The organism is Parendozoicomonas sp. Alg238-R29 (assembly GCF_947331445.1).
GTDB lineage: Bacteria > Pseudomonadota > Gammaproteobacteria > Pseudomonadales > Endozoicomonadaceae > Sansalvadorimonas.
The window spans coordinates 45555-70988 of the sequence record NZ_CAMZOG010000011.1 but is presented as its reverse complement, the minus strand read 5'-3'; the positions used below and the strand labels follow the sequence as shown (position 1 = coordinate 70988).

At 48.4% G+C, this 25434-nt stretch carries 27 protein-coding genes; 12 read left to right on the top strand and 15 right to left on the bottom strand.

Annotation, left to right across the window (positions count from 1 at the left end; genetic code table 11):
• The first annotated feature begins 309 nt into the window (after window positions 1-309).
• Window positions 310-954 (top strand): transposase, encoded by a 645-nt coding sequence (locus tag QMA35_RS04810; protein WP_281645998.1) that lies wholly within the window; start codon window positions 310-312, stop codon window positions 952-954.
• On the opposite strand, the gene QMA35_RS04805 is transcribed toward QMA35_RS04810, so the two are convergent.
• From QMA35_RS04805 to dctP, 3 genes are all read right to left on the bottom strand, one after another.
• The gene (locus QMA35_RS04805; protein ID WP_281645997.1) at window positions 890-2170 is read right to left on the bottom strand and encodes a TRAP transporter large permease; all 1281 of its coding nucleotides are present in this window, start codon (window positions 2168-2170) and stop codon (window positions 890-892) included. The genes QMA35_RS04810 and QMA35_RS04805 overlap by 65 nt on opposite strands.
• Window positions 2167-2799 carry a TRAP transporter small permease gene (locus QMA35_RS04800; RefSeq protein ID WP_281645996.1) on the bottom strand — a complete coding sequence of 211 codons (633 nt, stop codon included), beginning with the start codon at window positions 2797-2799 and terminating at the stop codon, window positions 2167-2169. Before QMA35_RS04800 ends, QMA35_RS04805 begins: the two co-directional genes overlap by 4 nt.
• 100 nt (window positions 2800-2899) lie before the next feature.
• On the bottom strand, window positions 2900-3916 hold the full coding sequence (gene dctP / locus QMA35_RS04795) for a TRAP transporter substrate-binding protein DctP (RefSeq protein WP_281645995.1): 1017 nt from the start codon (window positions 3914-3916) through the stop codon (window positions 2900-2902).
• A gap of 157 nt (window positions 3917-4073) precedes the next feature.
• Here dctP and QMA35_RS04790 point away from each other — a divergent pair, with 157 nt between their 5' ends.
• Both QMA35_RS04790 and speB read left to right on the top strand, forming a co-directional pair.
• The gene (locus tag QMA35_RS04790) at window positions 4074-5003 is read left to right on the top strand and encodes a LysR family transcriptional regulator (protein ID WP_281645994.1); all 930 of its coding nucleotides are present in this window, start codon (window positions 4074-4076) and stop codon (window positions 5001-5003) included.
• A 134-nt stretch (window positions 5004-5137) separates the two neighbouring features.
• Window positions 5138-6118, top strand: coding sequence for an agmatinase (speB, locus tag QMA35_RS04785; RefSeq protein WP_281645993.1), 981 nt, complete (start codon window positions 5138-5140; stop codon window positions 6116-6118).
• A 113-nt stretch (window positions 6119-6231) separates the two neighbouring features.
• On the opposite strand, the gene QMA35_RS04780 is transcribed toward speB, so the two are convergent.
• The 6 genes from QMA35_RS04780 to QMA35_RS04755 form a co-directional block, all read right to left on the bottom strand.
• Window positions 6232-6666, bottom strand: a complete 435-nt coding sequence (locus QMA35_RS04780) for a transposase family protein (protein ID WP_281645992.1) — start codon at window positions 6664-6666, stop codon at window positions 6232-6234.
• Between the two features lie 20 nt (window positions 6667-6686).
• Window positions 6687-7847, bottom strand: coding sequence for a hypothetical protein (locus tag QMA35_RS04775; protein WP_281645991.1), 1161 nt, complete (start codon window positions 7845-7847; stop codon window positions 6687-6689).
• A 78-nt stretch (window positions 7848-7925) separates the two neighbouring features.
• A complete protein-coding gene (locus QMA35_RS04770; RefSeq protein ID WP_281645990.1) occupies window positions 7926-9572 on the bottom strand; it encodes an NAD(P)-binding protein in 1647 nt (548 codons plus the stop codon).
• The gene (locus QMA35_RS04765; RefSeq protein ID WP_281645989.1) at window positions 9572-10588 is read right to left on the bottom strand and encodes a thiamine pyrophosphate-dependent enzyme; all 1017 of its coding nucleotides are present in this window, start codon (window positions 10586-10588) and stop codon (window positions 9572-9574) included. Before QMA35_RS04765 ends, QMA35_RS04770 begins: the two co-directional genes overlap by 1 nt.
• A gap of 21 nt (window positions 10589-10609) precedes the next feature.
• The gene (locus QMA35_RS04760; protein ID WP_281645988.1) at window positions 10610-11827 is read right to left on the bottom strand and encodes a hypothetical protein; all 1218 of its coding nucleotides are present in this window, start codon (window positions 11825-11827) and stop codon (window positions 10610-10612) included.
• The gene (locus QMA35_RS04755) at window positions 11821-12390 is read right to left on the bottom strand and encodes a 2-oxoacid:acceptor oxidoreductase family protein (RefSeq protein WP_281645987.1); all 570 of its coding nucleotides are present in this window, start codon (window positions 12388-12390) and stop codon (window positions 11821-11823) included. Before QMA35_RS04755 ends, QMA35_RS04760 begins: the two co-directional genes overlap by 7 nt.
• Window positions 12391-12734: 344 nt before the next feature.
• Here QMA35_RS04755 and QMA35_RS04750 point away from each other — a divergent pair, with 344 nt between their 5' ends.
• The 5 genes from QMA35_RS04750 (at window position 12735) to QMA35_RS04730 (ending at window position 16296) form a co-directional block, all read left to right on the top strand.
• Entirely contained in the window at window positions 12735-13061 is a 327-nt protein-coding gene (locus QMA35_RS04750; protein ID WP_281645986.1) for an alanine:cation symporter family protein, read from the top strand.
• Between the two features lie 113 nt (window positions 13062-13174).
• Window positions 13175-13714: a hypothetical protein gene (locus QMA35_RS04745; protein WP_281645985.1), complete on the top strand. Its 540-nt coding sequence runs from the start codon at window positions 13175-13177 to the stop codon at window positions 13712-13714.
• Window positions 13711-14202, top strand: a complete 492-nt coding sequence (locus tag QMA35_RS04740) for a hypothetical protein (protein WP_281645984.1) — start codon at window positions 13711-13713, stop codon at window positions 14200-14202. Before QMA35_RS04745 ends, QMA35_RS04740 begins: the two co-directional genes overlap by 4 nt.
• Entirely contained in the window at window positions 14199-15818 is a 1620-nt protein-coding gene (locus tag QMA35_RS04735) for a hypothetical protein (protein ID WP_281645983.1), read from the top strand. The genes QMA35_RS04740 and QMA35_RS04735 overlap by 4 nt, the downstream gene beginning before the upstream one ends.
• A gap of 13 nt (window positions 15819-15831) precedes the next feature.
• The gene (locus QMA35_RS04730; protein WP_281645982.1) at window positions 15832-16296 is read left to right on the top strand and encodes a CesT family type III secretion system chaperone; all 465 of its coding nucleotides are present in this window, start codon (window positions 15832-15834) and stop codon (window positions 16294-16296) included.
• A gap of 4 nt (window positions 16297-16300) precedes the next feature.
• On the opposite strand, the gene QMA35_RS04725 is transcribed toward QMA35_RS04730, so the two are convergent.
• Both QMA35_RS04725 and QMA35_RS04720 read right to left on the bottom strand, forming a co-directional pair.
• On the bottom strand, window positions 16301-16804 hold the full coding sequence (locus tag QMA35_RS04725; protein WP_281645981.1) for a peroxiredoxin: 504 nt from the start codon (window positions 16802-16804) through the stop codon (window positions 16301-16303).
• Window positions 16805-16988: 184 nt separating this feature from the next.
• Window positions 16989-17531: a DUF2058 domain-containing protein gene (locus tag QMA35_RS04720; protein ID WP_281645980.1), complete on the bottom strand. Its 543-nt coding sequence runs from the start codon at window positions 17529-17531 to the stop codon at window positions 16989-16991.
• 116 nt (window positions 17532-17647) lie between these two features.
• Here QMA35_RS04720 and QMA35_RS04715 point away from each other — a divergent pair, with 116 nt between their 5' ends.
• From QMA35_RS04715 to QMA35_RS04705, 3 genes are all read left to right on the top strand, one after another.
• Entirely contained in the window at window positions 17648-18106 is a 459-nt protein-coding gene (locus QMA35_RS04715) for a thioesterase family protein (protein WP_281645979.1), read from the top strand.
• 114 nt (window positions 18107-18220) lie between these two features.
• Window positions 18221-18976, top strand: coding sequence for a TSUP family transporter (locus tag QMA35_RS04710; protein WP_281645978.1), 756 nt, complete (start codon window positions 18221-18223; stop codon window positions 18974-18976).
• 438 nt (window positions 18977-19414) lie between these two features.
• Window positions 19415-20896 (top strand): MFS transporter, encoded by a 1482-nt coding sequence (locus QMA35_RS04705; protein ID WP_281645977.1) that lies wholly within the window; start codon window positions 19415-19417, stop codon window positions 20894-20896.
• 256 nt (window positions 20897-21152) lie between these two features.
• Here the strand turns inward: QMA35_RS04705 and QMA35_RS04700 are convergent, their stop codons facing one another.
• The 4 genes from QMA35_RS04700 to QMA35_RS04685 all read right to left on the bottom strand — a co-directional run bounded on the left by QMA35_RS04700 (window position 21153) and on the right by QMA35_RS04685 (window position 24267).
• The gene (locus QMA35_RS04700) at window positions 21153-21758 is read right to left on the bottom strand and encodes a hypothetical protein (RefSeq protein WP_281645976.1); all 606 of its coding nucleotides are present in this window, start codon (window positions 21756-21758) and stop codon (window positions 21153-21155) included.
• Between the two features lie 178 nt (window positions 21759-21936).
• On the bottom strand, window positions 21937-22713 hold the full coding sequence (locus tag QMA35_RS04695) for a hypothetical protein (protein ID WP_281645975.1): 777 nt from the start codon (window positions 22711-22713) through the stop codon (window positions 21937-21939).
• A 102-nt stretch (window positions 22714-22815) separates the two neighbouring features.
• Window positions 22816-23901 (bottom strand): patatin-like phospholipase family protein, encoded by a 1086-nt coding sequence (locus QMA35_RS04690; protein ID WP_281645974.1) that lies wholly within the window; start codon window positions 23899-23901, stop codon window positions 22816-22818.
• Between the two features lie 114 nt (window positions 23902-24015).
• On the bottom strand, window positions 24016-24267 hold the full coding sequence (locus tag QMA35_RS04685; protein WP_281645973.1) for a GrxA family glutaredoxin: 252 nt from the start codon (window positions 24265-24267) through the stop codon (window positions 24016-24018).
• A 97-nt stretch (window positions 24268-24364) separates the two neighbouring features.
• Here QMA35_RS04685 and QMA35_RS04680 point away from each other — a divergent pair, with 97 nt between their 5' ends.
• Complete coding sequence (locus QMA35_RS04680) at window positions 24365-25411, top strand: C45 family peptidase (protein ID WP_281645972.1); 1047 nt, start codon at window positions 24365-24367, stop codon at window positions 25409-25411.
• Window positions 25412-25434 lie beyond the last annotated feature (23 nt).

The following is a 25434-nucleotide window of genomic DNA, read 5'->3' as shown; positions in this document are numbered from 1 at the left end:
TCGCGCTATCTGGGCTGGAAACGATTTTTAAAGACACATATTTTCTCAGAAGAGAGTTTGTTAGATCAGGAGGCATCTCATTGGCTTAACCCACAGTTAGTGTGAACAGAGCCGACAATATAGTGAAACAGATCAGCTGCCTTCCAACAAACATTATCGGCCAGCCATAAGCCTATTCCGGCTTGGTTTAGATCTGCCCAGACGAGTGCTGTTGAATTCTTGTTCAAAGAACGACCAGATATTGTTTTTGGATTGACTTCATGTTTAATGAGATGATCCGCCCCACCCTCTCGCCAGTCTCATAAACTGGTGAGTGATGATAGTGAAGAGGCAAACCATCATAAGTATTATGGACATGAAGCCAAGCTTCTTCCGCCACAATATGTAAAGCCTTATGTCAAAACCAACAAGAATGACTTTACTGATGCGGACGCAATAGCAGAGGCTGCAACACGCCCTTCAATGCGTTTTGTTTCTATGAAGTCAGAACAAACACAAGCCATCGCAGCCTTACACCGGCGTCGTAACGGTTATGTCAAAGACCGAAAGGGATGGATGTCTCGCATAGGCGCTATTTTACTGGAGTTTGATGCGGCCTTACCTCAAGGGCATGCGGCGATGAAGAAGCTTTTTGTTTGGCTCGATAATAAATGTGCTGTACTTCCCTCGCTACTGAAGGCAGAGCTTCACTGCTGTCACGAGCACTACCTGCTTCTTAGTGCTCGGATTCCAGAGCTTGATAAAACACCCAAAAAATTAGTGGAAGATAATGCTCAGAGACAAAACCTCAAAACCATACCAGGTGTCGGTGATATCGTCGCCAGCTTATGTTTGGCTCATGTTGGAGCCGCTAGTTCTCGGGGCTTTGTATCTCCAGTCAGATTCTTACTCAGCGAAATGCCAGGTCACGAGGCCATAATGCTATTTCAGGAAAACTGGCCAGCAAAACGGTGACCACAAACAGAATAAACAGAAAGGGTGGAACCCCCCTGATAACATCAACAAATGGTCTTTTGAAAACCGCTACCGCTGTAAAGATATTGCAGCCAAAGGGGGGGGTTGCTGCACCAATAGCCACCTGCAAAGTAATCATTACACCGACCAGAACCGGGTCAAGTCCTGCAGCTTTCACCAGAGGAGCGAAAATAGGCACCAGTATAAGAATGACGACTATGGAGTCCACAAACATACAACCAATAAAAAAGGCCACATTAATAGCGATCAGCGTTGTCACCACTCCTGCACCTTCAAGACCCAGTGACGCAATAATCTGCTGTGGAATCTGGGCATAAGAGAGCAGCCATGAGAAAGCCGCTCCGGCAGCAATCAGAATAAACACCACCGATGTAACAGCTCCGGTTGAGAGTGTTATATCAGCCACATCCCTTAACTTGATAGATCGAAAGACCACCATTTCCAGCACCAGGGCATAGAGCACACAGATAGCTGCTGCTTCCGTCGGACTGAAGATACCGCCGTAAATGCCTCCGACAACAATTACCGGAAAACCGGCAGGCCAGAGGGCTCGTCTCAATGCAACCCAGCGTTCTGACCAGCTGGCTTTTGGCTCCACTGGAATATTATGACGTTTGGCGTACCAGATGCAGTACATGGAAAACAGCGCAATAATCAGTAACCCTGGCCCCAGCCCGGCAATAAACAGTTCGGAAATGGAAGTCCCTGAAATAACACCGTAAATGATCATGCCAATGGAAGGCGGAATCAGATAGGCAAGGTCAGCAGCGTTAATAATCAGGCCTATGGAAAACGAATCATTGTAACCGGCCTTCAGCATCCGTGGTCTCATAGCACCACCAATAGCAACCACTGTCGCCTGAGTTGAGCCACAGACAGCACCAAACATGGCACAGGCCGTGGTAACCGATACAGCCAGACCGCCCCGTATATGCCCCATAAAACGCATAACCACATCCACCAGCCGGTCAGCGGAGTGTCCACGGGTAATAATATCTGCAGCCAGAATAAACATTGGCACGGCAATCAGGGCTGACGGCTTAACACCGCCAATCATCTGCTGCACCACAAGCTGCAAACTGAGGTCAGGATAATAAACAACAAAGCCGACAATAGCGGCACAGAGCAGCGGCATCATCATGGGAAAGCCGCTTAGCAATAGAACCAGCATGATACCCAGCATTACAAACGTCATGGCTTCGGCTCCTGCTTATTATTAGAATTGGATTCAACCACTGTCTCGGTACCGGTCTGGCAACGTTCCATAACACTGGTTATTTCTGGATCATCATAGGTATCAACAGTTGTGTAAGAGATAAACACGGTATCGTCAGACAGGTCTGTGTTTCTGATGGCCGTCAACAGATATTGAATACCGGCAATAAAGAAGCCCAGAGAGACCCAGATATAAGTGAGATAAAGTGGAACCTGCAGGGCCGGTGTTACACGACCACGACGCTCAAGTTTCTGAACGTATTCAAATGCGTACCAGGCCAGCACGAACATCACCACCGCAGTAAGCAGAGCTATGACAATCATCGACACTTTCTGAACCTTGGCAGGCCACATATCATAGAAGGCGGACATGCGAATATGCTTGCCTTTTCGTGTGATATAGCCCAGACCCATAAAAGTGATAACGACAATCAGAAACTGGTTAAGCTCGTCCGAGAAATACAAACTTTGATTGAAGACATAACGACCAAAGACATTGGCGATCGAGTTAGTGGCCATAGCGATAATTGCCAGGCTGAGAATACTTGCTTCAATTCGACCTATCCAGAGGTCGATTTGAGCCAGCACCCTGAACATACCTTTAAGCATATAAGACTCACAGAACAGCTGAGTAATTAAACAGGGGGCAGACGTGATGCAGAAGGAGCTTCAGCCAGCATGACACTGGCTGATATCTCAACGCATGCATTTATTGAGTTTCAAGCTCGGCTAACAGACTCTTGAGCAGTTGCTGACCACGCTTACCTGCTACATCATCAAACGCAGCATGGGTTGCATTGCTTCTTTCCCTGAACACAGACTGTTCCTCGGAATTCAGCTTCACAAACTTAATACCGGGTTTGGCAGCCTTGATCTTATCCAGCTTGTCTTCATTGAAGCGCACCACCACATCATCAATAAAGCCGCGCATTTCTGTCATGGTTTCACTGATCAGCTGTTTCTTCGAGGGAGAAAGCGTTTCATACCAGTCAGTACCGGAAACAACAGTAGTCACCAGCTCCTGTTCACCCGCCCAGATCATATAGTCGGTTACTTCATAGAATTTCATTTCTTCTATGGTAGGTACCGGGTTTATCTGGCCATCGACAATCTTCAGCTGCAAAGCACCGTAGACTTCACCAAATGGCAGTGGTGTTGGACTGGCGCCCATATCTTCGTAAGCTTTCAGCAGAATAGGCGACACCATTACACGCATTTTAAAGTTCTTGAGATCTGCGGGCTTTCTCACTTCCTTATTGGTCGTCCAGACCTGTGGTCCTTCCGAGTACATAGTGTGAAGTTGCAGTCCTTTACTGGAAAAGTCCTTACTCAGATCTTTGTAAATCACATCACTGGTGGTCAGCATATCTGATATGGCTTTGGGATCAGAAGGCAGGGTATAGGGCAGTAGGAACAGCTGAGATTCAGGAACAAAAGTCCCCAGGTTGCCCACCGATACATTGGAAAAATGCACGACACTGTCAGCAGTCTGTTCAATTATTTCTGTAGGTGTGCCCAGCGAACCCTGAGGGTAGACGTTAACGGTAATATCACCGTTGGTTTTAGCTTCGATTCTTCGTTTAAATTCCTGGGCGTAGGAATCCATAATGGAGCCAGGAATTTCTTCAATCGCAAACTTCCACTCTTCCGCCATAGACAACGACGGAAGCATAAATATCGCAGCAGATGCAGTCAGTTTGCGAACATGTGTCCCTAATTTGAACATCGAGAAAGCCTCGCTTTATAGAGTTTATTTTTATTAGCGATTTCAATTACAGCAACGTAGATGCGTGGCCAGTATTGCAAAAGCACATTTATTAAAAAATATAAAAAAGCTTATGTATATATTATAAAAGTTAATGTAACTTGAGTCTGCATAACAAATGATAATAAAAACTATGACTCAGTACTCCATGAAACACCTACTGACATTCTGCACCGTTGTAGAGTGTGGCGGCTTTGCCAGTGCCCAGGCTGCACTGGGAATGAGCCAGCCGGCTATCAGCACCCATATCCGCGACCTGGAAATCAGACTGGGCTTCCAGTTATGTCATCGAGGCAGGAGCGGTTTCAGACTGACGGAGAAGGGGGAGCTTGCGTACGATAAATGTCGTTTTGTTCTAAACAATATTTCTGATTTTGAAGCAGAACTTGGAGAACTCAAAAATAATCTCACCGGTACCCTGCGTATTGGCCTGATTGATAACACCATCACTAACCAGGCTTTCCCGCTGTATCAGGCTGTTGAGAAGTTTTTCAGCAGAAAGAATAATGTTTCCATCAAGCTGGAAATCCTGCCTCCCGAAGCACTGGAGCAACAGTTAATCAGCGGACATATCCATATTGGCATTGGTCCCTTTCAACGGCGGGACAGCACCCTGAGTTATGAGTTACTGCATAAAGAAGAGCATCGATTTTACTGCGGTAAACAGCATCCGCTATTCTCACTTTCCGAAAATGAGATTAGCTGGCAGAGCCTGCAGCAATACAGAGTTTCCAGCCGTGCCTATATGCAGAACCCGGACTTGCCCGGCATTAAAAACACCGCCTATGTCAGTAATATGGAAGCCCAGGCCATGCTGATCATCAGCGGCCAGTTCATGGGCTTTCTGCCCGTACACTATGCCCAGAACTGGGTGGACCGAGGAGAGATGAAAGCCATTGATCATCTGAATCTCAGCCACTATTCATCCTTTTATCTGGCTATGCGCGACTCACCTTCGATACGCAATATTGTCACTGTCTTTCTGGAAGATATAAAAGCGACTCTTCCTGCTCTGGATACCAGAGAAAGGCTTGAGCCGGTTTTGTAACGACCATTACTTCACATTATTTTTCTTAATATAAGCATCATAACTTTTATATTTTTTGATAAAACCATCTTTGTAATACTCCTGTTTCAACACTGCTTCACCAGCAGTGCAGATGTGAAACAGGAATAATAATAATGAGCGAAAATGCCTACGAAAAAGGTCGTCTAAACCTTCCATTTGTTGGTTTCTGTACTTTTGCCAAAAGCCGGACCTGTGAAGACTGGGATAATATCAAGGCCGATGTCGCCTTTATGGGCGCACCCTTTGATTGCGGAACCCAGTGGCGTTCAGGTGCCCGCATGGGCCCTCGTTCCGTAAGAGAAGCTTCAACACTGTTTTCATTTGGCCATGGCGGTGCTTACTCCTATGAAGAAGACACCATGTACCTTGAAGGTGTGAACATCGTTGATATCGGTGATGCCGATATGGTTCACACCGATACTGAAAAAAGTCACGCCAATATTGAATACGGCGTGCGTAAAATGCTGGAAGCCGGTGCTCTGCCCGTTACTGTTGGTGGTGACCATTCCGTCAATGCGCCTTGTATCAGAGCTTTTGAACAGTTCGCAAACAAAGGTCCTATCCATATTATCCAGATTGATGCTCATCTCGACTTTGTTGATGAGCGTCATGGCGTACGCTATGGCCATGGCAACCCTATGCGCCGGGCATCGGAGCAAAGCTATATCAGCGGTATGACCCAGCTGGGTATTCGCAATGTATCCTCTTCCAACCGTACCGACCACAAACTGGCAGAAGAAGCTGGTTCAACCATTCTTTCTGTACGGGACGTGCGTCGTCTGGGGCTGGATGGCGTGATGAAATTGATTCCAAAAGATGTGAATTACTACATCACCATTGATATTGACGGTTTCGACCCTTCAATCGCTCCTGGTACTGGTACGCCTAGCCACGGTGGTTTTCAGTATTACGAAGTAATGGAAGTTCTGCAGCAGGTGGCTTATCAGGGTGAAGTTGTTGGTATTGACCTGTGTGAAGTTGCCCCGGACTACGACCAAAGCGGAACAACCAGCATTCTGGCTGCTCAGGTTCTGTTAAACCTGCTGGGTTATGTATTTCATGCCAGAGCAGAAAAAGCCAGACAGGCATCCTGACAGGCAATCTGAAAAACAGTAACTCCGCTTTTTAGGAACAGTCCTAAGATAAGTTCCTGTTTCTAATATTGCTTTTCCCCTTTGCGTAACAAAGGGAAAAGCAAACCAGGACGTTATTTCGGGACTATTCCTAAATAGATTTTAATCGCCATCGGTTCTATTTTGACTTTTCGATTCACTCCAGAAGAAGTACGCCAACGATTGTATACGAGGTAAATTGTCTGGTTGACAAAGATATCAGCGAAGTATTTCAGGAGTGGCCCTGATCCAAGCTCTGAATTCCAGACGCTGACCAGCAGAACCGGCTTTTTGCCTTGAGATCTGGAACCTCGAAGGATCTTCCCATCAACCGCCAGATGATGGCTGCCAGCAATCTCCGTTAGCGTCTGTTTTATCCAGGCTGTAAAGCAGGCTTCAAAAGCAACAGGATCAAGAAGGCAAAAGACTCTCCGAAAGGTGGACTTTGAGGGTATGCCTGCCGCTAGCTCCAGAAAGCGAGGGTTGAACTCTGGGAATTTTGGGCATGATGGTGGCGTCCTGCCAGTCACTATCCTTTTAGCGTAAAAAATTATTGCTCACTTGAAACTTTCAACTGTACAGTGCCATCTCCCATCAATACTGGCAGATAAGGTTTGTGGGAAAATTTCTCCTGTCGATCATAGGACTTATGAAAATCAGCCAACATAATCCCAATGCTTAGGCTGATCAAAGACCATACGGAAAGTTTCTTTGTTGCCCAATCCCTTGTTAGCCAAAAAACAACCCCACCAGTAATTTCCAGTGGCGCGGCCACCGTGCCAAAGCTGTATCCATCCGGTGATGGTTTTCCCATAAGAAACGAAGGGATAATGTTATTCATAGAAACAAACGCGGAGTAAATCTGACCGATTTTTGATTTTATAGTGCCGGAACCCGCTTCCCAGAATGATCCTACAGTGCGACCGACCCAGCCGTATAAAAAATCATAATTACTTACATTGATACTATCAAGATGAAGGCCATACCCAGTTCGTAGTGCGACTCCTGCTGGTGAACCGGCTACATTCTCTTTACTCTCGAAACGCCATGGAGTACACACAAGCTGCCCTTCCAGGGTGCAATCTCCGTGAAGCTCTTCAAGTGCTACGCCCTTTTGGCGAGAAGCAATATTGTCATTCAGGTAACGATTAACCCATTCGCTGTACTCTTCAACGCTGTAGCCCTCAGCGTTGAAACCATCTGCCTCATTCTTTTCAGGAGGGGTAATGCGACTCAGCCAGAAATCTGTATTTTTGTGTTGGTAATAAGGCTCAATTTTTGGTTGCAGTTTTCCAGTTTCTTTATCAAGTTTCAGGCCAACAGCCTTGATACGGGTGGTCAGCCACAAATCATGAATGGCGTTATCGAAGCTTTCGTGTGCCAACCACGGAAATGCACCGACAAGAATGACCCCTCCAGCACCAGACACATCCGCATGCTGATAGAGGTATTCTTTCAAGGCTACAAGGTTTTCAATACTCTGGGATTCCGGCACCCTGAGATTAACATTCCATCCTTCATCAGCAATTCGATCAACCCATTCGTCCAGCAGAAAGGAATCAAGATACGGATGAAGACCCGGCTCAACAAGAATCAGAACCTGCCGCTTCACTTCACTTTTTGGTTCAGCAGATTCTGCTGCCAAAAGACTTTCCAGTGAAGCAAAAATGAGAACTATAGCTGTTATTATTTTTAAACTGAAGCGCATCATCAGAACCTCTGGCCAGATCAACCGGCCAGAGTCTAGCAGCGCTATCAAAGCTCCGTTGCAGAGTTGTGTAACGAGGGCTTAGATGGTCTCCATCACCATATCCAGAGCACCCAGAGGACACTCCGTGGCACAGATACCACAGCCTTTGCAGTAGTCATAATCAATTTTGAAGCCTTCACCAGCTCCCAGTTTGATAATGGCATTATCCGGGCAGAAACCGTAACAGTTGTCACACTCCATACAGTTACCACAGGACATACAACGCTGGGCTTCCTGAATGGCCTGTTGCTCGGTGAGACCACCCTTCACTTCCCGGAAGTCATAGATACGCTCACCCGCTTCAAACTTGGGCCGATGGTTGGTCTCAACGTCCGGATAGTAGGCTGTGTTCATCCGTTCAAAGGTGGCAATTGTACGCTCACGCCTTTCCGATACAGGCTGATCATTGAGCCAGAGATCAATGTTTCGTGCCGCTTTCTTACCATGACCAATTGCTGCTGTTACGGTGCGGATAGAGGGCACCATATCACCACCGGCAAAAATACCGGGCACGCTGGTCATCATGCCGGGGGAAACCGGAACTTCCCAGTCTCCAGACTGGGTAATGCCCATTTTCTCCATAACACCCAGCTCCGCGCTCTGGCCCAGGGCCATCACTACAGAGCCAGCCGCAACTGTGACATAACGGCCGGTTGGGAATGGACGACCACGGTCATCAGCCTGCATACGCTCCAGTACAACTTCGCCATCACGGACTTCATGAATGGTATGAAGGTTGAAGAACTGTACGCCTTCATCAAGGGCATCCTGTACTTCTTCCGGGTGGGCTCGCATATGTTCCATATCCCGGCGCAAAATCAGCTTGGGACGTTCGCCAGTTACACGCAGGGCTACACGGGCAACGTCGACAGCGGTATTACCTCCACCCCAGACCACCACAGAACCTTTCATACCATGGTCTTCGCCGGTTTCCACCTTACGTAACACATCAATGCCATCCAACACCGGAGTTTTGGCTTTGCTTACGACATCCACACGGTTTGGCAGCCAGTTACCCACTGCGGTAAACACCGCGTGGAACCCTTCGCTGCGCATCACCTGCTTGATATCGTGCACCCGGGTGTTGGTACGCACTTCAATGCCCATAGCCAGAATACGGTCAATTTCAGCATCAAGAATTTCACGGGGTAAACGGTAGCTGGGAATACCGTAACGAAGCATACCGCCCAAAGCAGGCATGCCTTCGAAGATAGTTACGGTGTGGCCAGCACGGCGCAGATGGTAAGCCGCAGATAAACCACCCGGCCCCCCTCCGATAACAAGAACCCGGTTACCAGTCGGTTTTTCAGGTGGTTCAAATTGCCAGCCCTGTTCCAGAGCGCGGTCACCAATGTATTTTTCGGTCGCATTAATCTGCACACTGCCATCGGTCATCTTTCGGTTACAACCAGACTGACAGGGGTGATAGCAGACTCTCCCCATGGTCGCAGGCAGAGGGTTATTCTTAACAATTTCCTGCCAGGCACCATGAAAATCACCGCGCTGTACATGACTCAACCAAGCCTGAATATTTTCCCCAGCTGGACAGCTGTCGTTACAGGGTGGCAGGTTTTGTACGTACTCCGGGCGAAGATTACGCCAGCTGCCGGTTTTATTATCCCGACTGGTACCCGGCTCAAGAGTGGTGGCAAAAGGAATCAGTTGCTGTCCTTCAATGGCAGTCATTATTTGCTCTCCACCAGATCAAAGGCACGGATATTGGCATCGGCGATAGCCTGAATCGCTTCCAGCTGGTGTTCATTACCTCTCTTGAACACATGGGCAAAACGGCGCTGACTTTTCAGGTAGGCACCCACTGTTTCTGATGGGGCAATTTTGTTGACCGCAGTAATTTCACCATACTCGGCTTCATACAGCGGAGTCAGGCCACAGTTAAGTGCCTGACGAGCCACCTTGATGGTGTCGCAGGACGCTGTACCCCAACCCAGAGGGCAAGGTACAAACACTTCAATATAACGGGCGCCACGGATGCTCATGGCCTTGCGAACCTTGGCTTCCAGATCACGTGGATTGGCAATATTAGCCGTCGCCACATAAGGAATACCGTGAGCCATTGCTATCTTTGGCACACTCTTGCCGGTACCAAAGCGATTACCAGGATGCTCCCCCACCGGCATAGTGGTGGCAGTTCGTGCTGCACCGGGGGTTTGGCTGGAGCGCTGCACACCCGTGTTCATATAAGCTTCGTTGTTATAACAGATGTACAGAACATCTTCGTTACGTTCGAACATGCCAGAGAGGCAACCCATACCGATATCGGTGGTACCACCGTCACCGCCCTGAGCGATAACACGGACATTCTCTTTACCCTGAATCCGGAAGGATTGGGCAACACCAGAGGCTACCGCCGCCGCATTACCAAACAGGGAATGAATCCAAGGCGTTCTCCACGCAGACTGCGGGTATGGCGTAGAGAAAACCTCCAGACATCCAGTGGCGTTAACCACCACCAGCTCACCATCGGTAGTATCCAGCGCGGTATCAATAGCATGGCGGGCACCCAACGCTTCACCACACCCCTGACAGGCACGGTGACCAGAATCCAGGGCATTAGAGCGTTCTGCTGCGCCCTGCAAACTGTCTGCAGTGTCAGCAAGGCGGTTACTGATTGTTCTGTCACCGGTTTGCTGACCAATGATCATGGCTTCTTTTGCCGGGAAGTGAAGGATTTGTGATTGCATCTTTTTAAATATTCCCAACCTTTAAATGATTCTGTCCAACACGCTGGCTTCACGGGCCAGTTCCCGATCCATAGTGGTGTTATCCAGATCCAGAACTTCAAAGCCATGACCGTTTGAGCGTTCATCACAGCCTGCAAACAAGGTGCGAATAGATTTGCGAGTCACGGGGCGACCACCCAGCCCGGCAATAACAGACTGAACCTCAATACCCGTACCATTCAGTGCCGCCAGCACATCCTGATACACAATACCGCCCATACCAGGGGTAAAGGATTTTTCCAGCACCACAACACGCTTGGCACCAATCACGGCTTCACGGAGAGCTTGTGCTGGGAAAGGCCGGTAAGTGCGCAGAGTGACAGCATTCACTGACTCACCCATTTCACGCATTTCCGTGATCACTTCTTTAGCGGTACCAATCACCGAACCCATGGTGACTAAAACAGTTTCAGCTTCCACACCGGTTTCATCGTCGTAGTGCTTTTGCACCAGGCCACCAGCATTGCGACCAAAAATATTGGCGAACTCTTCTGCCTGAGCTGGGATCAATTCCAGCGCTCGCTCCATACGGCTATGGGCCAACATACGGACTTCGGTAAAGGCTTCCGGCCCCACCAGCGCGCCCATAGTGATGGGAGACTGCGGGTCCAGTTTCTGAAAAGGTTTGAAAACTGGCAGGAACTTATCAACCTGTTCCTGCTCCGGCATATCCACACGAACATAAGCGTGGGTCAGGATAAAGCCGTCCATATTGACCATCACCGGCAGGCCAAGACTCTCAGCCAGACGGAAAGCCTGAATATGCACGTCGATGGCTTGCTGGTTGTTCTCCACAAACAGTTGAATCCAGCCGGCATCCCGAACCGACATGGCATCACTGTGGTCGTTCCAGATATTGATAGGGGAACCCACCGCACGGTTGCCAACCGTCATCACGATTGGCAGCCCCATACCAGAGGCGTTGTAGACCGCTTCCGACATAAACAGCATGCCCTGGCTGGAAGTTGCCGTATACGTTCGGCTGCCAGCGGCGGAGGAACCGATACAGGCGCTCATGGCACCAAATTCGGATTCCATATTCATAAAACTGCAATCTGCCAGCTCACCAGATTTCACCAGCTTGCCGAGGGATTCCACAATATGAGTCTGGGGAGTAATGGGATAGCAGGACACAACCTGCGGGCGGCACAGTGCTACCGCCTCACCAACGGCGTAGGAGCCGTCAATCTGTTTCAGCATGGCTGGCGCTCCTCAATCAGAGTAAAGGCAGCCTTGGCAGCGATAATGTTTTTCCTGGCTACCGAACCTGAAAATTTCTGTTCAATAGCACTGTTCAGAGAAACTAAAGAGAATGAATCAACCACAGAGCAGAATGCACCCAGTAAAACAGTGTTCGGGGTTGGACGCCCTAGATATTCAAGTGCCAGCTCGGTTCCAGGCAGGCAGTGCACATGCCTCTCCGGCAGGTGTGACAGTTGGTCGCTGACATCCAGTTCTTCCAAGGTTCTGGAAGAGTTGATCAGTACGTAGCCATTAGCAGACAGACCAGCGAATACATCCAGAGAGTGCAGCAAAGATGGGTCCTGGATAATCACCATATCCGGCTCGGAAACTGGTTCACGCAACTCAATCTCCTGATCGTCGATCCGGACATAAGCTTCCACCGGCGCGCCCATACGCTCGGAGCCAAAGCTGGGGATTGCCTGGGCATGTGCCCCTTCATGAAACAGGGCAATGGACAGCATTTCTGCAGCCGATACAACACCCTGTCCCCCTCGACCGTGAATACGGACCTGGAACATTTATTGATTGCTCTTTCAGATAAATCGTTTGAGATGCCTGTTTAAGGGCACCAATGGTTTTCTTTGACGTCTGAGAATAGGCTCAGGGAAACGATCGGGTAACCGGCAAATTCCACTTTAAAAACAACAACTTTACGTATTTGTGTAAGGATTTTTACTGATTCTTGTATTGATTTCGTAAGCACAATTCAATTATGCAAAAAACCGTTACAGGATCAGCCAGTGGCGGATTTTATTTCTGCAGCCTTTTTTTACGAATTCCTGTTCATCGCTAATGCTTGCCTGATCCTGCAGAAGTAATAACGGCTATTACACGTACCCGATAACATCCTGAGCAAGTCAACATGCCCGATTTGCTGATCTGGCAGAAAACCATTGACCGTCTGTTGTGGGGGCCACCGCTGCTGATTCTGCTGGTTGGCACCAGAGCGATTTACACCCTTCGGCCGGGTTTTATTCAGATTCGGCATCTTCCACTAGCTCTCAAACGGCTTGTCACACCGGATAAACAAGGTAGGGGTGATGTTTCTAGTTTAGGCGCGCTCTGCACTGCCCTGTCTGCCACTATTGGCATGGGCAATATTGTTGGTGTAGCAACCGCCATTGCTGCGGGGAAAGTTGCGGCAGAAGAAACCAAACGTTATTTCGCAGATAAATCATCAAGTCTGTAATTGAGTAACACATTTCAGGAAATCATCCATAATAACTAAAAGGATTAAAATCAGCAGGCCGTAATAGCAGTAATAAGAAAGCCGTCTGCCTGATCTGGAAGGAGCCAGAAACATTGAACGCACCAGCTATTAATGAAGAAGCCCTTAAGCCGGTCGCCAGACGACTCAAAAAAGAACTGAAGTCTCTGGAAGTCGACAAGGTTGGAGTCTCTCGCCATGAATACGGCATTGCCCTGAAAAGCCGATTCACTACCTTGAATAATGAAAAGGCAGTTCTGACCGCTTTAATCACTCCCGGTGTAAGTCCCGATAAAAATGTTAACTTGATTCTGGACGCCACCCTGCCTGAAAGCCCAAATCTTGAGGAGCACTTGAACGCTCTGAGTGCTTTTATGCAGCAGTCCACAGCCTTGCTCAGCCCTATGGCCATGCTGGTCGATATGCGCACCAGCCAGATAGTTCTGCGGCAGAGCCAGCTGATGGGGATCAATTACCCTATATCCTGCATTCCCTTTTTCAACGCCGTGCAGATTCTCATTCCGTTGATTCAACAAACAATCAAATCCATCTGCAAAATGAATCCAGCCCCGGAAGATGCCCGCAAAATGGCTGACCTTCTCTCAGAAAGTTTCTACGGAGCCCTGACAGAATGAACCCACAGACACGACAGGCCATTGTCAGCCATCTCACCACACAGCAACTTTCTCCTGAAGAGCAACAGGCTGAAGATCCCGCCATCAGCTGGGTTTTTAATATCGCTGAAGACCTGCAGAGTGAACTGTTCTGCTACGAGCAGGAGGTCGGTGACCTGACCGCCATTATGCTCACCTCTGTGAAAATCACTCCTAACGATAATGCCACGACTCTTGCCGCTGCCCTATCTCCAGCTCTGGCTCCAGCATCTATCGTAATGATGAATGATGTACTGACTCTACGGTTGATGCTCAGAGGCGATGCCAACTCTATTGGTGGACTTCTGGACGAGGGCATTTTGATTTCCCGGCATATCATCTCTGCTGTATTCACTCGCATTGTTGATCTGGCCGCCAGCAAAATTCCCATGCAACAGGCCATGGTGACAGCCATGCAGGCATTACAGGGTCCGGGAGCTGAACAGGATCAACAAGCACCGGCGCAGTGAATTCAACCATCCAACACCGGCAGGCCGCCCCAACGGGGCGCTTGCAGCGATCCCAGAGCTGGCCCGGAGCGGATTTCCATACACCTGCTCACCTTCAGCCAGTTGCCCAAATCCACCCTCAAGGTAAACAGAGCAGAAGCCTCTCTGACCTTTCCTCATCGGGTTTGAAGATTGCCAAGAACATCGCCTTTGGCTCCAACACGTTTCACTTTGCCAAAGGCAGCTCCAAGGCTGAGAAAGTAGCTACTGTCGCCGGGCAAGTGCGCACTGCGGGCGGTGTGCTGAATTCGGCTCTGTTATTTACCAAACGAGCGGCTGCACTATCTGGAAGTGCGGCAACAAAAACCACTAGGTACACCCGCTCACTGCAAGCGTTACAGGGAGTCGCTCTGGCTACTCAGGGGCTGACCTTTGCTAAAGATGCTATCACGGGAACATGGACAGCTATAAAAGATATCGCTGCCCATAAAAAACGAGGAGAAACCCAGAAACTGTTGAAAGACTGGGATGCTGAAACCCGTTCTTTTCAGGGATCGGTAAAGGATGATAAACGCCTGCAAGAATTGGCCAGCAATAAAACAGACCTGACCCGTTCCCGCAAAAAAACAGCTGTAGACCGGTTAACAAATCTCAAAGATCTGGCTATTACCGGACTTGGGATCACCACCTCTTCTCTTCTTATTGCAGACAGTGTCAGCTCTACAGCAGCCAAGGCACTTCCTGGTGTGGCCATCGCAGCCAACACCATTAGCGCCATTCATTCCGGTATTAAAACTGGCATTCAGGTGGCAGCACTGAATAACCTGGCAACCGCGGAAAAGAGAACTAATGACCCGCTGCTGAAAGCTCTTGCTGGCCACATAAAGAAAGAGCGCACCATTCGTGCCCGAAAAAATCTGGTGAATACTGCCGTCAGTACTTTCAGCGCTGGGGCCAGTATTGCTCTGGCCGCTTCCGGTGTCGGTGCACCAGCGGCTTTAGTGGCCGCTGGAGCTGTTGGTACAGCAACTGCAATCGGTACTATGGCTTTTGACGGTCTACATAATCGTAAACTGGCTAAAACCAGAGAAAAAGCATCCCAGTTGATGACTCTGGGTAAACCTTTGGAATCCATGTCAAAAGACAATATTGGTGTGGCCGAACGAGCTTTTCTAAAGCGACTACGGTCCTCTAATGGGGAAGAGCTAAAGGAGTCTGTAACCTTCTTAAGAAACCTCGGAGTCGCAGAAAATACCATCAAACGTTTGCAGCTGGCACCAGAAGGCGCGGCCCTGAAAACACTTCAGACAGTGATTTATAACGACAAGCTGAAGTTCAAAGGTTTGATGCTGAAGCAGACGGCAAAAACCCTTCTACATGTTAGCGGCCTGACTACGCTGGGGAAAAGAGTTCTGGCCGGCTCGCTGTGGTTGAGCGGTAAGCTGACAACTGCAGCTCAAAAGCTGTCGGCACTAAAGACTAAAACCATTTTCTATGTGGCACAGTTTGGTAGCAGTCTCAGTGCAAAATCGGTTTATCAATTCCAACCAGAAAAAGCTAAACCGATCAAACAACTCCAACACGACTTAAATCACTTCTATTCTCAAAGATATCACCGCCGCTACATGCTGGCCTGATCAAGGAATGATGATGACTGCCATCGAACTGTTAAAAAACTGGGTGCATGTTGCCGGAATTGATAATGCAGCACTGGATAAAAGCGGCCGAGTCTGCGCCTTTATCTTTGATAACCGTTTGCCAGTCAGCATCGAAGCCCCTGCCTACAGCGATGACCTTTTTATTGTGGTGGAAATTACCCCTGTGGGTACCGGAGAAGTTCGCCGAAAGCGGCTTGAGGCGGCCATGCAACTGAATGCTTACGCCCTGGAAACCCGCGGAGCTGTTTTAGGCTGGGATACAGTGGGTGAGCGTATTACCCTGACTTACCGAACCACCGCTGAAACAACGTCAGCAGAACAGCTCGACAATATGATTGGAAATATTGTCGAGATTGCTGACCATCTACAACCCAGTCTGGTCATGGAGCAGGAGTGTGCCCGACAGGAGCAGGTTAATAACAGCATGAATCTTAACCTGCAGGCAATACAGCCCTGATTTTCTAAATATCCACCTCTTCTTTCAGAATTTCGAGAACAGAAGCTGCATCGGTATGCATAAAATGCCCAGGCTCTTCTTTAAGGAAGTGGGTGATCTGGCCATTATCAATCACCATGGCAAAACGATCGGAGCGCACCCCCATTCCTTTAGCGGTTAAATCCAGAGTTATATCCATTGCCCTGACCAGCTCTGCGGAGCCATCTCCCAGCATGCGAACCTTACCGTCAACATGCAGATCTTTCGCCCAGGCATTCAGCACAAAAGCATCATTCACAGCTATACACCAGATTTCATCAACCCCCATGTCCATAAAATCCTGATGGTGCATCAGGTAGCCGGGCAAATGACCTTCGCTGCAAACCGGAGTAAAGGCGCCAGGAACACCAATGGCAACCACTTTCTTTTTATATGCCAAGTCTGGCAACCGGCGTTCAACGGGTCCCTTATCAGTATCAAACTCATAAACAGAATAATCCGGTAACGACTCCCCTTCCTGAAAAGCCATGCGATCTCCCTGCTTTAATTAACCTTGAAAATTGATATACCTAATTAATAGGTTTAAATGATGGAAACGTCTGTGTCCAAAATATAATCCAATAAGGCGTTTGATTATGGGGCTTCCAGAAGGCGTGGAGCAGGCGGGTCAAAAAGAGCCGGCAATATACCGGCTCAGGCGTATCTCTCATTCATTACCACATCAGGTCATCAGGAATCTGGTAATCTGCATAAGGATCATCTTCATCCACTTCTTCCTGCTTGCCCTTATTACTTACCAGCAGATATTTATCCGCTTCATCAGCCAAGCGTTCCGCCAGTTTTTCCGCAACCTTACCGGAGATCAGGGCGTACTCTTCGTCACCCAGCTTGGCGAGAGCCAGACGACCTTTACTTAACTCTTCAACCTGATTGTCGGCCAGATACCACTTCTTGATTTTCTTGTTATCAACAAAGCTGTAGCTGTTCTCGCCATCTTCCCGCTTGATAGTATTGGTCTGGATAATCTGACGAATTTGAGCCTGCTTTTCTTTCTCGGCACGCTCGGTTTCGAGTTTTCGGTTGAGCTCTTTATCCCGCTCAATCTGCTGTTTGCGCTCTTCATCCAACCGCTTGCGCTGTTCAGCCTGAGCATCAACGCCCTGCTTCTTTTGCTTTTTCTTCTGGGTACGGGCTTGCTGGTGCTGCTTCTTACTGGCAACACCGGACTTCAGTAACTGGTCTCGTAAGGAACTCATGATCTGTTTTTTCATCAACTGACATAATGAGAAGAATTATACAGCCAGTAACAAAACTGAGAAGGCCGAAGAAACGACTTTCCGTTAATATTAACCAAAAGCCTTTCGGAGCCGACATGCCTCAATCTTCACTGAGTTGGGACTTACCCAATCCATTTACCTGGCGCATCTCCTGCGGCATCGAGCACGAAGACCGCCTTGCCCATGTTAATAATGTGCAGTATCTGCACTGGCTTGAGGAAACCGGATGGCAACATATTACCCAACTGGGGGCGCCATGGGATGAGTGGAAAAAGTCTGGTGTGGGTATGGCGACCAGAGAATCTCACATTGAATATCTTGCGGCCGCCAGAGCCGGCGACCTTCTTTATATAGGAACCTGGCTTACTGGCGGTGACCGTCTGCGTATGACCCGACACTTCCAGATTATCCGAGTCAGGGACAACATCACCCTGCTGCGGGCAGATATTCATTATGTTTGCATCGACCTGGTGTCTGGCAAACCAAAACGAAAACCTCCCTTTATGGAGCAAGCTCATCAGGCAGGTATGCAAGCCGCAGGTTTTACCATCTAAAAAGCGACACATTTTTAACATGTGTTGATTTTCACTAGGGGGCGTTCTCAATTCATCGCTATGATTGCCGGCCGCTTAGGGTGTGTTTGATTTTTAATTGAAGCAGGTACTTTAATGGAGATTTTCTCTCCGGAAATTCTTTTACTGCTGTTTTCTGTCGGTGCCATTGCCGGCTGCATTGATGCTATGGCTGGCGGTGGTGGGCTGATTACCATTCCTGCCATGTTATCCGCGGGTATTCCTCCTCTGCAAACTCTGGCCACAAACAAGCTTCAGGCCTGCGGTGGCAGTTTTAGCGCCAGCTTTTATTTTGTTCGCGCTGGTGTTGTGAATCTAAAAGAGATGCGCTTTCCCATTCTCTGCACTTTTATAGGCAGTGCAGTAGGAACACTGCTGGTACAGCGAATTGATTCTGACATTCTGGTATCCATGGTGCCGGTGATGCTGGTAACTATTGCTGGCTACTTTATGTTTGCTAAAAATCTGGCGGGAGGTAAGCAACGCATCACTCTGAATACTTTTGCTCTTACCATTGGTTTTAGCATTGGCTTCTATGATGGTTTCTTTGGCCCCGGCACGGGTTCTTTCTTTGCCATGGCCTGCGTCACTCTGCTGGGGATGTCTCTGCCCAAAGCAACAGCACATACAAAAATTCTTAACTTCACCAGTAACATCGCTTCCCTGATGTTTTTCCTGTTCGGGGGGCATGTTTTATGGAGCATTGGTCTGGTGATGATGGCAGGTCAGTTCATCGGCGCTCGCATGGGATCGAAAATGGTCCTCACTAAAGGACAGAAACTGATTCGCCCAATGATAGTGATAGTTTGTTTAATAATGTCTGCAAGATTAATTCTTCAGAACATATCCTGACAGGAATAAAAAACAAACAGAAAAATTAAACCCCAATCATCAGTTTATTCACATACTCTTGACATACCTTTAAGAGATTATTTTTCGGAATAAACCCACCCCAACAGAAAGAAAGATCAAATCTCTGTTTTATTAAAAAAGTTTGGTCTTTTTTCCTGCATAGATAAACCCTTCAAACCATGAAAAAGCAGCGTAAAATCCCTATATAATTCGTAGTTTTGCGTTTTTTATCGTAAAAAAGCCTGCTCTGGGACAGCATTTTCGACGATAGTTTTTGTTATAAAACTCCCGCAAAATTCACTGATCAAATTTGCGACCGGAAGATTCAATACATCTGGCCTCTGCTGCCTGGATCACCCTCCCTGTGAATACAGTTTCTTTACAGAGGTAAGGCGTATTGCATCCCACAAAGCAAATTAAACAATTTACGGTGCCTTTATGTGGAATAGACTGAACAAGTCAATGATGTTCTGCCAAATGATGTTTGGCTTATCTTTTTACGGTGTGATGATTATCCTCACCCGTTTCTTCCTTGAAGAGCTGAAGTACGGCGAAGCCGAAACCATGATGATCGTGGGTGCGTTCTCTTCTATTGGCCCTCTGTTCGCCATTGCCGGTGGTTTCATTGCCGATAAATTTCTGGGTTCCAAGCGCTCCCTGACTCTGGCTTACATCAGCTTCGCTATTGGTTACGGCCTGTTGGCTCTCGGCGCATCGACCTTGAACATAGCTATGTCTCTGTTTGGTATCGCACTGGCTTCTTACGCCCGCGGTCTGATGTCTCCATCCTACCCAAGCCTGTACAAGCGTACCTTTAAGTCTCAGGAAGACTTCGAGAACTGCTACCCAATCAACTACTCCGTGAACAACGTTGGTGCACTGCTGGGCCAGTACCTGTATCCAATGTTCATCCTGGCTATCGGCTTTAATGGTGGTTTCGCACTGTCTGCTACTCTGGCCGCTTTGGGTGCCGCTACTCTGATCATCTTCCATAAGCCTCTGGTAGAAGTGGGCGCAGAAATCGACCAGGCTCCAGTGTCCGCCAAGAACAAAGGTATCTTCCTGGGTCTGTCTGTTGCGATGCTGGGAATGGTGTTCTTCATGTTCAACGACATGGAAACTGGTAAGTACGTTGTATACGCCATCGCTGCCGCCGCCGTTGTTTACTTTGTATTCCTGATGTCCAAAGCAACCAAGGCAGAAGCTTTGCGCATGGGCACTATCCTGATCATGGGGCTGCTGACAACTGCGTTCTTCGTATACTACGGTCAGATGATGACTTCCATGACCATGGTAACCATCAACACCATGCGTGGAGACCTGCTGGGCTTCATCCCACTGGCTCCTGAAGCCTCCATGGCTCTGAATCCACTGTGGTGTATCGTTGCAGGTCCTGCAATCACCGGAACCTTTACTGCTCTGGAAAAGCGCGGCATTAACCTGACCACTGCCAGCAAAATTGCGATCTCCTTCGTACTGACTGTTGCAGCCTTCGGCCTGCTGACCATAGCTGTGAAGAACATCGGTGAAGATGTTACCACCAGCCCGGATCTGTTCCTGGCTATCCACGGTTTTCTGGCATTCGGGGAAGTTATCGTTGGATCTCTGGTTGTTGCCTTCATCCTGTCTGTGACTCCCAAGCACATCGAAGGCTTCTCTGTATCTCTGTTCTCCGTTGCCATGGCCCTGTCTGGCATCGTTGGTGCGGTCATCTCTGGCTCTATCGCTATGGAGAAAGGCCAGGAAATCACCCAGCAGTTCGTACAGACTGTATATGGTGACTACTTCGGTATGCTGACTGTTGCAGCTGCCGCCATGGTTATTGTTGCTATGGGCTCCTCCGTGATGATCCGCAACATGCTGAAGAAAGCTGACGAGCTGGAAAAGACTGAAGGTCTGACCGCTGCTGAAGCTGTTTAAATATCCGTAGACCCTGCGGCTATTAAAAAGCCCCGAACAACAGAAGTTGTTCGGGGCTTTTCTTTTACAGCTCAATCCTGTGAGTCATAACAAAAGAGCAAACATCGCGACACCCAAACCAACAAAGCGATACCAGGATAAATGACCCAGGACATGGTCAGAGATGTCTTCACAATGAAATCTTTAAGAGCTTGATCTTTAAGAAACCGGTTTTTCGGCAGCCTGCCGCGGTAGATGTCAATCAAATCAAGAAGGTTCAGTGTATCTGCATGGGTTTTTCTATCAGCAGGCATTCCCGCTCACGAAGTGTCCCCAGACAAAACCGCTTCCGATTTGAAAGGGTATCCAGCCACTGGCGGCGAATGCGAAGATTCGGTTGTTGTTCGTTGGCCTCGGGCAGATATTCCACTTGCCCACGAACGATATTGCGTTGCTTTCTTCGGCAGGGATCGAACACATAAAGCCAGTCATCATCCATGCTCAATGCCAGAACGTAATGCCAGAGGTTTTTGCCGGTATGCAACCGCACCAGCGCAGTGCCTTTTCGGTTCAAGCATTCTGACAGAGGACTTTTCTCAATGACCGAAAAACGATCCCGCTCAAGATAAGTTGTCGATAAAGAAAAACTTTCATCACGATATTTCTGCAACCAGTTTCCCAACAGAGCCACGGCCAGCCCGGTAGTCCCGTGACCTAGATCACCCTGAGTGGTAACGGTATCCAGACAATAAAGATAGATTTTTTGAATCACCAGCGGGGGAATATCATCCCGATCAAAAAGATAGGCCAGCGCATTAATAAACGATATGGGAACGCAGTCGTAGGCTGAAACCTGGTAACTGAATGGTGTACGCAAAGCCATTACAGAATCTCCTGCAAACCAGGAAAGGACTGAATGATATGACTGGCCGTCGAACGGAAGTCCATAAGCGGCATCCTTTGCGCTATCGACTGCAACTCTGCAGTCGCTCCATAAATCCCTGATGGAGATTGAAATAGTCTATCTATTGATACTAAATCAAGCGGCCAGAAATGTGAATTTAGCGTCCCTCCCCACTTATATCCCATGGGTGCTTATCTAGAGGAGTAAGATATCCTGATGGAGAGTGCGGTGGTTTGTAACAATCCTCCTCGTCATCATCATCATGAGAATGGCGCACGTCTCCCTCTCCCTTCAGCTTCACTTTGCTGACAGGCAGGGTTAGATAAAGAGTTTCAGCCTGCGTCTTACGTTTGCGTTCGAGTGGACACCTTTGACTGGCATCATAACGCCACTTTTGGCCTTTTTTTGGTGACTCGCCTGAATTCGGTATTTTCACAAAACATTTATTCGAACTTAACGTATGACGCAAACTATTATTCACACTCTTCCAACATCTTTCATCACTCGGGTTATCGACCGGCCTCCCTTTCTCTTTTATTGGCCTTTTTTGCCAGTGCCGTCTAAAAACATCAACAAACTTCTCCTTTATCCACTGAAAGATTGTATCCAATGTTGCAGCATTACCATTTTCCTGAATAGCCAGCTGAATCAACTCAGTATACTTGCGGTCTAGCCTTCCTTTTTCATCAAGCCCAAGAATGAAGGGTTTGCCATTGAGCGTCAGAGGCTGACAAACCGTTGACGTTGCCTCATCTTCAGCAGCAACAATCTTGTAATCATCCAGTGATTTCCTTTCCGTAGCAGCCGTGCCCATTAGCGGAAGAGAAAGTAAAGAAACCGTCGCAGTTTCTTCAGATGGCACCATACCGCCACCACTTGGAGTAAAGGGCAGAAAGCCGCTGTGACATAGATTTTTTGATTTGGCTTGCTCCATTACGCTGCTCCACATGATCTAATAAAGTTTCAAACCTTTTAGAGTCTCTGCAAAGAAATCTGTTGGCGAAATGTTCGCAGCCCCAACAGTTTTGTCAGATTTTTAAAAAGTCAACGGTTGAAGTACCTCTGACAACAGTTGTTTCTCTACCAACTCCAGCCATTCATCCCCAAGCCGTTCACTTTCCTGGACAGCAATACGCCAGTACTTCTGCCGGGATTCAGTATCTAACTTTGTGAAGTCTTTACGGTCGGGAATTTTTCCGTAAGGCAACTTGCTGACAAATTCTGCAGAAGGCGCCACGATTAATGTCCGACGATAATTTTCAGCATCGGGTTTGCGCCAAGGTAGGCCTTTATCAAACCAGCCAGGAACAGGCTGCTCCCGAAAATGGGGATACAACACCAGGCCATCATCAACAGTCAGGGGAAGATTAAAATGGTAATCCGTTACTCCACCATCCAGATAAAGCCCCTTCCCTGCTCCGGCAATATCCTTCACACCCTCCAGTACCATGGGAATAGAGCCGGAAGCCAGCACGGCATCAGCCACATTGTCTTCCGCTAGTTTTACACTCCGGGTCGGCAGATCATTCAAACTGCCAAAGGGAAAGCCCCCTGAGGGGTGTTGAAACAGAACCCGGGAAAATAGCGCTCCAAGAAGCTTCTGATGAACAGCATTACCGACTGATGCAGCCATTAACCCCATCATTTGCAAAGCCGTATTTTGAAAAGCTAACGGCCCATGCCCCTGATCAACCACAAGATTCAAACGAAAAACCGGATTATTAAGAATTTCGGCCGGTCCGTTATCACCAAGGATTTCTTTCAGAATACCTTTTACATGTCTTGTCACTTCAGCTGCTGCAGGCCGTTTTTCGTAGGAATCAGCGATATACGCTTCCTGAAACCGATGAATGGCCGCCACAGGAGCAGCCGTGCTGTAACAGGTGAAACGCCAGCAGCCTGCTGAACTACCAAGCAAATGGAGAGGATCCGTTCGCTCTTTGAAGGTTTCCCCCAGCAGTGCTTTATCAAGACCACTTAACACAAACCACTTTGGCCCACCGGAAGCCCCCAGCATGGCTTTCACATGCTGTTGCTGAAAACCATGTTCAGCAAGATGCTTTGCAGCATTGTGTCCACCGCGAATAACAAGAGATCGGAATTTTTTTCTTATTTGCGTCATTGAATATGTCGTACAACTCTACTTCAAACAAAAGTATTTTAACGTGAACGACAGGGGAAAATGCAAAGGGAAAGATAAATGCGGTAGCCCGGCGATACCGGGCTAACAGGGAAATCAGACAGGAATAACACCTTCCTTTTTCAGGAACGCTTCCAGCTCAACGTAACCACCAATGTAATCTTGACCGTGGAAAATCTGCGGTAAAGTTTCTACTTTTCTACCAATGGTCTTTTCCAGATCGGCCTGACCGATGCCTGCTTCATGCACATCGATATACCGAAACTCCAGCTCTTTGCTCTCGCAAACTTCCTTGGCTCGGGCACAAAAGCCACAACCGGAGCGACCGAAAATGGTAATTCTTTTCATTGGTAAATCCTGATGACGGACAGTATCTGTTTCAGTCTGCACCACAGATCCGCGTTCTGCCATTGATCCATGGCAACAGATTGTCAAGAGTTTGAAAATGACTGACTGTTTCCCAATGATCACCCTGTCTGGCTCTGCTGAGAACCGGGGAGCAATACATGGTGCACGTCTGGCAGAAAATATTGCCAGTACTATCGCCTTTTACGCCGGTCTTTTACGGATGACTGAAGCGGACGTTCACACAACCGGCCGCTACTTCCGTGAGCAGATCCACAAATTCCATCCGGGTTACTGTGAGGAAATTGATGCTCTTGCTGATGCCGCTCACCAACCGGCAGACTGGATTTATGTACTCAACGCCCGCTCTGAACTCATCAGCCAGCAGATGGAGTGCAGCACCATCACTTTTCGGGACAACGGCCTGCTCGGCCAGAACTGGGATTTCAGTAGACCCTTGCTGGATCTGGCAGTTCTTCTCCATATCACTCTGGATAATAACCTCCAGATTCTCACCTTTACCGAGCCAGGCATTATTGGAAAAATCGGGTTAAACAACTGCGGCCTTGGCTTATGCCTGAATATGCTACGTCTTCGCCGCCGCTGTGAAGGTGTCCCCCTTCATATTCTTATGCGGGCACTGCTGGAAACATCATCACTTGAGCAAGCTCGGGATCTGGCAAGCTCAACTCCCGGCGCGCGTATTGGATGTTTGACCATGGCCTGTAATACCGGTCAGGAATTCTGTGTGGAATTTGCCGGTAACAACTGCTGGTTCCTTTCACCACCCGGCCAGATAAGCCTGCACACCAATCATTATCTGGGCCGACGTTTAACCCCAGAGGGGGGCATTCACGCCAGTTCCCATGAGCGCCTGAAAACACTGGCCGGGCTAACCACAATTCTTCGCCAGCAGAACATTGCCACTATGCAGCGGCTACTCTCAGATCGCTCCAATAGCACCTGGCCTGTTCACCAGACCTGGCATACCTCACTGGTTCCCGGATACGGAGAGTTTGGAACCATTGCCACTATTGTTATGGAACTTCCCCAGAGGATTATGCATATCCGTAAAGGTAACGACCCACAGGGTTCTTTTGTCAGCTACCCTGTATTGCTGCCAGATCAACCGGAATCAATGGATTAGGGGGCGCTTTCCATTCAATACCC

What these genes read in the sequence shown, in the direction of transcription:
- QMA35_RS04690 (WP_281645974.1), bottom strand. Translation starts at nt 23,901, where the DNA reads ATGACGCAAATAAGAAAAAAATTCCGATCTCTTGTTATTCGCGGTGGA.
- QMA35_RS04765 (WP_281645989.1), bottom strand. Translation starts at nt 10,588, where the DNA reads ATGCAATCACAAATCCTTCACTTCCCGGCAAAAGAAGCCATGATCATT.
- QMA35_RS04760 (WP_281645988.1), bottom strand. Translation starts at nt 11,827, where the DNA reads ATGCTGAAACAGATTGACGGCTCCTACGCCGTTGGTGAGGCGGTAGCA.
- QMA35_RS04700 (WP_281645976.1), bottom strand. Translation starts at nt 21,758, where the DNA reads ATGGCTTTGCGTACACCATTCAGTTACCAGGTTTCAGCCTACGACTGC.
- QMA35_RS04680 (WP_281645972.1), top strand. Translation starts at nt 24,365, where the DNA reads ATGACTGACTGTTTCCCAATGATCACCCTGTCTGGCTCTGCTGAGAAC.
- QMA35_RS04800 (WP_281645996.1), bottom strand. Translation starts at nt 2,799, where the DNA reads ATGCTTAAAGGTATGTTCAGGGTGCTGGCTCAAATCGACCTCTGGATA.
- dctP (WP_281645995.1), bottom strand. Translation starts at nt 3,916, where the DNA reads ATGTTCAAATTAGGGACACATGTTCGCAAACTGACTGCATCTGCTGCG.
- QMA35_RS04790 (WP_281645994.1), top strand. Translation starts at nt 4,074, where the DNA reads ATGATAATAAAAACTATGACTCAGTACTCCATGAAACACCTACTGACA.
- QMA35_RS04715 (WP_281645979.1), top strand. Translation starts at nt 17,648, where the DNA reads ATGCCTCAATCTTCACTGAGTTGGGACTTACCCAATCCATTTACCTGG.
- QMA35_RS04750 (WP_281645986.1), top strand. Translation starts at nt 12,735, where the DNA reads ATGCCCGATTTGCTGATCTGGCAGAAAACCATTGACCGTCTGTTGTGG.
- QMA35_RS04685 (WP_281645973.1), bottom strand. Translation starts at nt 24,267, where the DNA reads ATGAAAAGAATTACCATTTTCGGTCGCTCCGGTTGTGGCTTTTGTGCC.
- QMA35_RS04705 (WP_281645977.1), top strand. Translation starts at nt 19,415, where the DNA reads ATGTGGAATAGACTGAACAAGTCAATGATGTTCTGCCAAATGATGTTT.
- QMA35_RS04770 (WP_281645990.1), bottom strand. Translation starts at nt 9,572, where the DNA reads ATGACTGCCATTGAAGGACAGCAACTGATTCCTTTTGCCACCACTCTT.
- QMA35_RS04710 (WP_281645978.1), top strand. Translation starts at nt 18,221, where the DNA reads ATGGAGATTTTCTCTCCGGAAATTCTTTTACTGCTGTTTTCTGTCGGT.
- speB (WP_281645993.1), top strand. Translation starts at nt 5,138, where the DNA reads ATGAGCGAAAATGCCTACGAAAAAGGTCGTCTAAACCTTCCATTTGTT.
- QMA35_RS04805 (WP_281645997.1), bottom strand. Translation starts at nt 2,170, where the DNA reads ATGACGTTTGTAATGCTGGGTATCATGCTGGTTCTATTGCTAAGCGGC.
- QMA35_RS04720 (WP_281645980.1), bottom strand. Translation starts at nt 17,531, where the DNA reads ATGAGTTCCTTACGAGACCAGTTACTGAAGTCCGGTGTTGCCAGTAAG.
- QMA35_RS04725 (WP_281645981.1), bottom strand. Translation starts at nt 16,804, where the DNA reads ATGGCTTTTCAGGAAGGGGAGTCGTTACCGGATTATTCTGTTTATGAG.
- QMA35_RS04775 (WP_281645991.1), bottom strand. Translation starts at nt 7,847, where the DNA reads ATGATGCGCTTCAGTTTAAAAATAATAACAGCTATAGTTCTCATTTTT.
- QMA35_RS04755 (WP_281645987.1), bottom strand. Translation starts at nt 12,390, where the DNA reads ATGTTCCAGGTCCGTATTCACGGTCGAGGGGGACAGGGTGTTGTATCG.
- QMA35_RS04695 (WP_281645975.1), bottom strand. Translation starts at nt 22,713, where the DNA reads ATGGAGCAAGCCAAATCAAAAAATCTATGTCACAGCGGCTTTCTGCCC.
- QMA35_RS04730 (WP_281645982.1), top strand. Translation starts at nt 15,832, where the DNA reads ATGACTGCCATCGAACTGTTAAAAAACTGGGTGCATGTTGCCGGAATT.
- QMA35_RS04740 (WP_281645984.1), top strand. Translation starts at nt 13,711, where the DNA reads ATGAACCCACAGACACGACAGGCCATTGTCAGCCATCTCACCACACAG.